Below are 7,957 nucleotides of genomic sequence, written 5' to 3'. Positions count from 1 at the left end.
GAGCTCCACGCGGGCGCCGGGGCTCGGCCGGACGTAGGGTGAGAACCGGTGGGCGCAGTCGTCGTGCGCGGCCCGCCGTGAGCCGGAGACTTCCATCGTGGCGTCGGTGTCGGTGATGGCGGTGCTCCGGCCGATCTGGGCGAGTCCCTGCAGGACGTGGTCGTGGAGATCGCGCAGCGCACGGGTGCGTTCCAGAGCCCTTCCGGCTCTTCTGCTTTCGCGTGCGGTGCGGGCGGCGGAGTCCCGGGACATGCGGTTGACCATGATCGGGATGAGTACGGCGATCCACAGCCACCCGTCGCGGGCTATGAGGTGCAGCAGTCCGTCGCGGGTGACGTCCGCGCGGTTGGCCAGCACCATGGCCGCGGGGAGCAGCGATCCCGCGAAGAACAGAACCACGCCGGTTCGGGTGCCGCGCAGGCTCGTCCACAGTCCTGCGGTACTGGTCGCGTACAGCCACAGCACGTCCCGGTAGGGCAGCAGGACGGTGTTGGCCGGCAGGAGGGCGGCAAGGACAAGGTTGGTGGCAACGGTAACGGTCAGGTCCGCGGCGAAGAAGGCGGTGGAGCGTCGGAGGCGGGCGGTCCCACGGATGGTGACGTGGACGGCGAGCAGGGCGTTGCAGCTGGTGAAGGCGGCCACGATAAGGAGGTAGGCGTGGGCTTGGCCCCCCAGGACCTCATAACCGCCAGCCAGGATGATGGGGTTGACCAGGGTGCGGTGGATGAGCGCGGCGAGGACGACCCAGTTGGTTCGGCGCCTGCTGGGTGCTGGTCTGCTGCGTCGGCGATCGGCTCGCATGGTGTTCCCCGATCAGTTGTCCCGATGGGCCGGCGGGTCATCGCTGGGACGGGTCGTTGCGTCTGCGCCGGAAGCGGGAGATGATTCCGCGTTCGTAGGCGAGCCGGGTGAGGTCAGCCTTGTTCCGGTAGCCGGTCTTGTCGCGGATACGTTCCAGGTGACGGTTGACCGTTTTGTCGCTGATCGTCAGTGCGGCGGCGATCTCGGGGGTGGTGTCGCCGCTGGCGACCATGCGCAGGATTTCCACCTCGCGTTCGGTCAGCCGTGCCGGGTCGCGCAGGAGGAAGCCGGCGACGGTGGCGGAGATGTACATGCCGCCGCCGGCGACGGACCGGGCGGCGCGGACGATCTCGTCGGGCTCGGCCTCCTTGGTGAGGTAGCCGTGGGCGCCCGCGCCGATCGCGGTCTGGACGGCAATCTCTTCGTCCGACATCGACAGGACCAGGACGCGGCAGTGCCGGTCGACCAGGAGGCGTACCGCCTCGGCGCCCTCCGGCCCGCCGCCTCGCAGATAGAGGTCGAGCAGGACGACGTCGACGTCGCGTGCCTGGAGGAGGCCGAAGGTCTCCATCGACGCGGCCGCGGTCACCAGGGTGAAGTCGGACTCTGCGTTGATGATCTGGGTGAGGCCGTAACGGGTGATGGGGTCGTCTTCGACGATGGCGACTCGGATCACTGCAGTCCATTCCTGTCTGGTGGCAGCAGGGCCATGGCATCGGCAGCCGCCCGCACTGCCGTCACAATGCGGTCGTTGCCGGCCGGGTCCTTGACGGCGATCCGCACCCACTGTCCCCTGAAGTCCGCTGAGAGGGGGGTGAGGTCACGCACGAAGACGCCGCGGTCCTCGCACAGCTGCCGCATACGGTCGGCGGTTCCTTCGCATGGGATACGCAAAAGGACGAAGTTCGCCTGTGCTTCGGTGACTTGCCAGGCGGCAAGGGCTTGGAGCCGGTCGGCCAACTGGTGGCGGGCGGTGGCGGTGGCGTGCCAGTACTGCGCATAGTGGTCAGGGTCCTGAAGGGCGCGCACGGCCGCGATCTGGCTCGGCAGGGCGACGGGCCACGGCGGTGACCAGCGTCGCAGGTCCGTGGCGAGCCGTTCCGGGGCGACGAGATAGGCGGCGCGCAGGCCGGAGAGGGCGTAGGCCTTGGACATCGTCTTGCAGACGACGATGTTGCCGCTCAACGCGGCCCTGCGTTCGAGGGATGCGCCGGACGTGCCGACGTAGTCGATATAGGCCTCGTCGACCCACACCGTGGTGCTGGGCGGTACGGACCGCAGGACGTTCCACAGTTGGTCGGCGTCGGTGTAACCGCCGGTGGGGTTGGCGGGGTTGACCAGTACCGCCAGGTCATAGTTGCGGCGCAGGGCGCGGGCGAGTTCGTCCAGGTTCAGGCTCCAGTCCTGGGCGGGGTCCAGCCGCAGGTAGTCCGTTTGAGCTCCGACGACCTTCTCGATCAAGTGGGGGTATTCCCCGTAGGTGGGGAGGGTGAGCAGCACGCGCGAGCGGGGGGTGAGCCAGCGGGCGGCAGCCTGGTACATGAGGGTGGAGGACCCGGCGCCGACCACGATGTTACGCTCAGCCACCTCGCGGGCAGCGGAGATCTGTGCAACGAGGCCGTCCGCCTGGGCCGGCGGGGAGGTATGGCACAGCCAGGGGATGTCCTCGGCCAGGGCCTGTACGACGCCGGGCGCCGGGGGAAACCAGGCGTCGAGGACGTCGGCGGTGATGATCTGGCCGCGCGTGCCGAGGCGGTCGAAGCGTGTGCCGATGGCGTCGAAGGAGCGGCCGCCGTGCAGGCAGTGCTCGGCGTGCGGGCGGAACGGTATCCCCATTTCCCAGTGGACGCTGTGCTCGAGCCGGTCGAGGATGCTCCGGTAGGCGACGTCGAACTTTGCCTCCGCCACAGCGACTTGACCGTTCATGACAACGTATTTCTGGCTTCCCGCCTGGATGTGGCGGCCCGTTGGCTCCAGACCGAGGCGGGCGTACATGCCGCGGACCTCTTCGCGCCCCATGGCCACGACACTGTAGGCGCCCTGGGTGGCCAGCCAGCGCAGCAGTGCGTACATGAGCAGGCACGCCGCTCCCGTGGCGCGGATGTCCCTGCGCACGGTCAGAGCCCGCACTTCGAACGGTCGCTCGGCATTCAGCTCGGCGGCGGCACTCTCGTCGAGGTATCGCTCGATGAACAGGCGCGGCGCCGTCGGCGGGGTGAGGCTGATGAAACCGGCGAGAGTATCGCCGTCCTGCGCGATGATGTAGAGGTTGCCGCTGTCGTCGAGGTCGGGAAGCAGACGGTCCTGGTTGGGCGGGTACTGGGCGAGTTCGTCGGCGTAGACGTCGTAGCGGAGCCGGTAGATGGCAGGGCGGTCGTACTGGGTGGCCATGCGGATGGTCAGCGGCGCAGGCATGTGCAACTCCCCTTTTCAGCCGTGGTGGTGGTGCCGGGTGTGCTCAGCAGTGTCACGGACGAGCGTGGCCGCCATGTAGGGCAGAACCACCCAATGCAGTGCGCACGGCTCAGGGGTAGCGGCGCCAGGTGTACGGGATCACGCTCACGCGCAGCCCCGCCAGGCGCAGGGGGGCCCACAGCAGGTTTTTGGCGGCGAACCACAGCGGCGACTCCAGCTCGAACCTCCGCGCCGATACAGGAAGTTCAATGTCGCGACAATATACGACACCTCCGACCCTGCGGCCCAGTTGTCCGAAGAAGTGGGAATCCTCTCCGGCTTGCACCGATTCGTCGAACCCGCCAACCGCCTCGAAGGCGCTGCGGCGGACCGCGATGAGTGCACCGATGCCCTGCGGCCGGTGGATCCGGCTGCAGAACTGCGCGTAGCGGTCGAGGACGCGGTAGCACAGTCGCACGAAGCGTTTCGCCGTCAGGGGGACGAGCCGCGGATGTACCGCGCTGACCGCGGAGTCGGAGAGGACGGCCGCGACCTGGGCAATGATCTCGGTGTCGACCTGGACATCGGCGTCCAGGAAGAGCAGGTACTCGCTGCTGCCGGACCTGCTGCCGACGTTGCGCCCCACCGCAGGACGCCCCCCGGCGACCACCAGGGCAGCTGCTGCTTCAGCGATCTGGACGGTCGTATCGTCGGAGCAGGCGTCCGCGACGATGACCTGGCCCACGTGCGGCGAGGCTCGCACCCGGCGCAGCAGATCAGGCAGCAGTCGCTCCTCGTTCCACGTCGGGATCACCACATCGAAAACGAGTGCAGGATGCGGCGGGACGGGAGCGGCGGGCACGCGCGAACCGTCACTACGGCTGGATATGTCGTTCATTTCGCAAGTACAGCACGGGCGTCGTCCCTCTCCCAGGGTCCAAACACCCAACGCGGCACCACGGACCGTACCGACACGAACCGGCTCACGAGAGGGAGCTGGCTTCCGCTGGCACCCGCATGACGTCTGCTCTCCCCCATCTCCGCGATCCTCCACCTCCCAGAGACACCCGGCTTCCCGATCCTGGGCTGCTGGCGCCCCGGATCGCATCAGATCATGGGCCGCGCTGCCCGCCGCACACCGTGAACACACTCCAAGGCCCCCTCGCCCCGCCGGACGGGCTCCAATCCTGCAGCTCCACAGAGGCGTTCGCCCCGGGGCCTACCGCACGACCCGGCGGGCTCAAGGACTTCGATCTGCTGACCTGTCTGCAGCAAGCTGAACGTATGGACTCTGGCTGCTGTTCTCACCGCCTCCTTCACTCTGTGCGGTCGGACATCAGGCCGAGTGTCGTGAAGCGCCTGCGCACCGGGGTGCGAGCGGACGAAGATGAACACCGTCGAACAGCAGGCGGGAGGCCGGCTAGTGTCCCGTGATCCTGTTCGTAGAACTTGAGGCTGGTTGGCTCGTTGAGTTGAACATGGATCTCTCCTCTGAACAGATGGCGGGAGTTGGCCGGGTCGCGGGATGTTCCGTCAGATGTGGCGCTTCGTGCGCGGATCGTGTTGTGGTCCGGCCAGGGGCGGCGGCGCAAGGACATCGCCGAGCTCGCCGGTGTGGCGCCGCTGACGGTGGACCGCTGCAAGGCCCGTTATGCCGAGCGGGGGCTTGCCGGTTTGGAGGAGAGGCGCCGTGGCGGGCCGCGTACCCAGGTGCCACCGCGCGCGGGCTCGGGTGATCGCTTCGACGAGGATGTCGCCGCCGGCGGAATCCGGCCTGTCTCACTGGTCGACGCGGACGCTGGCCGACCATCTGAAGCGGCGGGAAGGCGTGTCGTGGCATTACATCGCCCGCATCTGGCGTGAGGAGAATCTGAAGCCGCACCGCTCGGGCACCTTCAAGATCTCGAAAGACCCGGCGTTCACGGAGAAGGTCGCCGATGCCGTCGGCTTGTACCTGGCTCCGCCCGGTGGCGCGGTGGTGCTGTCGATCGACGAAAAGACGCAGGTGCAGGCCCTGGACCGGGGGCACAGCCAGTGCTGCCGGTGGCTTCGCGGCCGCCGAGAAGCGCACCCACGACTATGTGCGGCACGGCGCCACCAACCTGTTCGCCGCGCTGAATGTCACGACCGGTGAAGTGCTGGGCGAGTGCAGGCCGAACCGGAACGGCGCGACCTTCCTGGCGTTCCTGAGGAATGCCGTCAGGCCGCACGCAGGGAAGGAAATCCATGTCGTCCTGGACAACCTCTCCACGCACACCACTCCGGACGTGAAGGCGTGGCTGGCGAAGAACCCGCACGTCCACTTCCATTTCACCCCCGTCGGCTCCTCGTGGTTGAACCAGATCGAGATCTGGTTCGGGATCATCACCCGACAGGCCATTCGCCGCGGCACGTTCGCGAGCGTCAACGTCCTGGTCAAACAGATCCGCGACTACATCAACTCCTGGAACGAGAACCCGAAGCCCTTCGCCTGGACCGCCACCGCGGACGAGATCCTCGCCAGGGTCCGCCTCGTCCAAACCGTTCTCGAAGACCGAGGCTCGTGCACTTGGTGCGAGGCCTCCCTCGCCCCGGACGGTCGCCGGATGGATCCTCCGACGCCCGGAAACCCTCACCGAGCCCGAACAGCTCCAGCTCAAGACTGTCCGCGCCCACTGCCCCGAAATCGATGCCCTCACCCGGCACGTCCGGTCCTTCGCGACCAAGCTCACCGAGCGCCAGGGCGAGCGCCTGCCTGACTGGCTCGACGCCGTCCGGCAGGACGACCTGCCCAGCCTCCACACCCTCGCCGCCGACATCGACCGAGACCGGGACGCCGTCATCGCCGGACTGACCCTGGCCTGGAACTCTGGTGCCGTCAAAGGGCACGTCAACCGGATCAAGATGCTCAAGCGCCAGATGTTCGGCCGAGCCGGCTTCAAGTTGCTACGCAAGCGGGTACTACTCGCGTGAGCCAGCTGGCTGAGTTCCGGTTACTTCAGAAGCCGGAAACCGGGCTGTTGGGCCCACGCTCGGAGGAATTCCGCCGAGCCGTACGCGGCGGGCCACGGATCGGTCGTCGTTGCGACGATACCGGGAAGACCAGCCACGATTGAAACCTGATCTTCTCGCAGTTCGGCGCTGGCGACACCACCGATGACATCCATGACGGCGGCGGTCAGCAGGGCCGTGAGGAGGTGGTCGACAGGACGGTTGCAGAACGCGATGACGTCGACCGCGTGGGTGGGGGTGAAGCCGATGAGGGATTCCTGGTCGACTTCGTCGGCGTGCTCGGCCTCGAAGGTGGCCTCGTCACCGATCCCAGGCCCCATGAGAGAGACCAGGATGGGCCGACGTCCGTCTGCGCCGCCGGCATCCGTGATCCCGAGGCTCTCCGCGTGAATGTTCAGGTCGTACTCGCCGACCCGCTTCTCCTCGAACCGTGCCGAGGCACCAAGCAGGAACTCGCGGAGCCGCTGGATCTCCACGCGGGGGACGGCCTCCGCCAACTCGATCACCAACACCGGTCCACTCATGGCCCGGAGCCTAACCAGCTGGGACTATCACCCCAACCGATTACTCAACGTGGCCGCGTCACAGAAGCTGAGCCAGAATCCGAGTTTCGACGTCAATGGGGTACTTGCGCGGGCAGCAGCGGGGGGGCTCCTGCTGAAAGTGCCCTGGCTAATGCCGAGGTACACGTGATGGTGCGCGCCCTCGGCGGGCTACGGCACCGAATCTGACGGCCGGCGGCACCGTATCAGGTGGTCGAGGCAATTGCTCGGGTGACGGCCGTGATCGCCGGGGTGGGGCGGCCGGGGAGCCGCGCCACGAGAACCCGGCGGATCTCGGGAGGTGCGCCTTCGACGTGCAGCAGGCTCACCCCGGGCGGCAGCACCGGCGAGAGCCGCGAGGGCACCGTTGTCACTCCGAAGCCGCCGGCGACCAGCTGAAGCTTCGTCAGCCAGTCGCGCGCGCAGTGGACGATGTCCGGCCGTCCGGGCAGGCCGGGCCAGACGCCGAGCAGTGGCTCGGCGTTCGACGCCGGGGCGGCAATCCACGGGGCGTCGATCAGTTCGTCGACGTGCACCGCGGTGCGGCCGGCGAACTCTCCGGTCGAAGGCACCGCCACGACCAGTTCGGTGTCCGTAACGGTCTCGACGTGCAGGCGCGGCGACTCGCCGTCCAAAGGCCGGTGGGGCGGGCGGGACGTCAGCACGGCAAGGTCGATCGAGCCCGCGCGCAGTGCCCGGACCAGGGAGGGCGTGGTGCCCTCGGTAGTCGTGACCGTGATCTGCGGGTCGGTCGCCGCGAGGCGGGTGAGTGAGAGAGGCAGGATGGCCGCGCCCGCGCTCAGGAACAGTCCGAGCCGCACCAGTTCGGTACGCGAGACGGTGCCGGTGAGGTCGCGCTCGGCCGCCGTCAGACAGTCCAGGATCGTGCGGGCGTGGCGCAGCAGAGTCAGACCCGCGGGCGTGAGCCGCACTCCGTCAGGGCGGCGTTCGAACAGGGCGGTGCCCGCGCTTCGTTCGAGGGCGGCGGCCTGGCGTGAGACCGCCGACTGTGTGTAGCCGAGCCGGGTGGCTGCTGCGGTGAAGCTGCCGGACTCGGCGATCTGCCGCAGGACCCGTAGGCCTGTGCTGGAGATGTCCATGCGGGATACGCATACCACAGATTGACTCCTCCGGGCCGTACCCGGTGGCGACCAGCTGCACGGCGGCATCGGCGGGACTGCTCGGGCGGGCAGCAGTTCTGACGCAGTTCGGCGCCCCGCTCACGGTGC

The 7,957-nt window shown here is 68.1% G+C and carries 7 protein-coding genes and 3 pseudogenes; 4 read left to right on the top strand and 6 right to left on the bottom strand.

What is annotated here, in order from left to right:
- The 4 genes from ABZ646_RS34585 to ABZ646_RS34570 form a co-directional block, all read right to left on the bottom strand.
- Positions 1-801 (bottom strand): hypothetical protein (locus ABZ646_RS34585; RefSeq protein ID WP_360527903.1); only part of this gene is annotated, 801 nt, incomplete at its 3' end.
- 37 nt (positions 802-838) lie between these two features.
- A complete protein-coding gene (locus tag ABZ646_RS34580; protein WP_360527900.1) occupies positions 839-1,477 on the bottom strand; it encodes a response regulator transcription factor in 639 nt (212 codons plus the stop codon).
- Positions 1,474-3,216 (bottom strand): aminotransferase class I/II-fold pyridoxal phosphate-dependent enzyme, encoded by a 1,743-nt coding sequence (locus tag ABZ646_RS34575; RefSeq protein WP_360527897.1) that lies wholly within the window; start codon positions 3,214-3,216, stop codon positions 1,474-1,476. The genes ABZ646_RS34580 and ABZ646_RS34575 overlap by 4 nt, the downstream gene beginning before the upstream one ends.
- A gap of 109 nt (positions 3,217-3,325) precedes the next feature.
- The gene (locus ABZ646_RS34570) at positions 3,326-4,012 is read right to left on the bottom strand and encodes a glycosyltransferase (protein WP_360527894.1); all 687 of its coding nucleotides are present in this window, start codon (positions 4,010-4,012) and stop codon (positions 3,326-3,328) included.
- Between the two features lie 722 nt (positions 4,013-4,734).
- Between ABZ646_RS34570 and ABZ646_RS34565 the strand changes: the two are divergent.
- The 4 genes and pseudogenes from ABZ646_RS34565 to ABZ646_RS34550 form a co-directional block, all read left to right on the top strand.
- Positions 4,735-4,842: pseudogene (locus ABZ646_RS34565) on the top strand (hypothetical protein); the annotation flags it as partial.
- Between the two features lie 85 nt (positions 4,843-4,927).
- Positions 4,928-5,329, top strand: a complete 402-nt coding sequence (locus ABZ646_RS34560) for a hypothetical protein (RefSeq protein ID WP_360527906.1) — start codon at positions 4,928-4,930, stop codon at positions 5,327-5,329.
- Positions 5,277-5,582 (top strand): annotated as a pseudogene (locus ABZ646_RS34555) (IS630 family transposase); the annotation flags it as partial. The gene ABZ646_RS34560 and the pseudogene ABZ646_RS34555, both read left to right, overlap by 53 nt.
- Positions 5,583-5,748: 166 nt before the next feature.
- A pseudogene (locus tag ABZ646_RS34550) lies at positions 5,749-6,147 on the top strand (transposase); the annotation flags it as partial.
- A gap of 20 nt (positions 6,148-6,167) precedes the next feature.
- Here the strand turns inward: ABZ646_RS34550 and ABZ646_RS34545 are convergent.
- Positions 6,168-6,698: a DUF6368 family protein gene (locus tag ABZ646_RS34545; RefSeq protein ID WP_360527891.1), complete on the bottom strand. Its 531-nt coding sequence runs from the start codon at positions 6,696-6,698 to the stop codon at positions 6,168-6,170.
- A 236-nt stretch (positions 6,699-6,934) separates the two neighbouring features.
- On the bottom strand, positions 6,935-7,828 hold the full coding sequence (locus tag ABZ646_RS34540) for a LysR family transcriptional regulator (protein ID WP_360527888.1): 894 nt from the start codon (positions 7,826-7,828) through the stop codon (positions 6,935-6,937).
- Positions 7,829-7,957: the final 129 nt, after the last annotated feature.

Origin of the sequence: Streptomyces sp. NPDC007162 (assembly GCF_040634175.1) — a bacterium.
In the GTDB taxonomy this organism is placed as follows: domain Bacteria; phylum Actinomycetota; class Actinomycetes; order Streptomycetales; family Streptomycetaceae; genus Streptomyces.
Note: the sequence above shows the minus strand (reverse complement) of the source record. Positions and strands in the feature narration are given on the sequence as shown.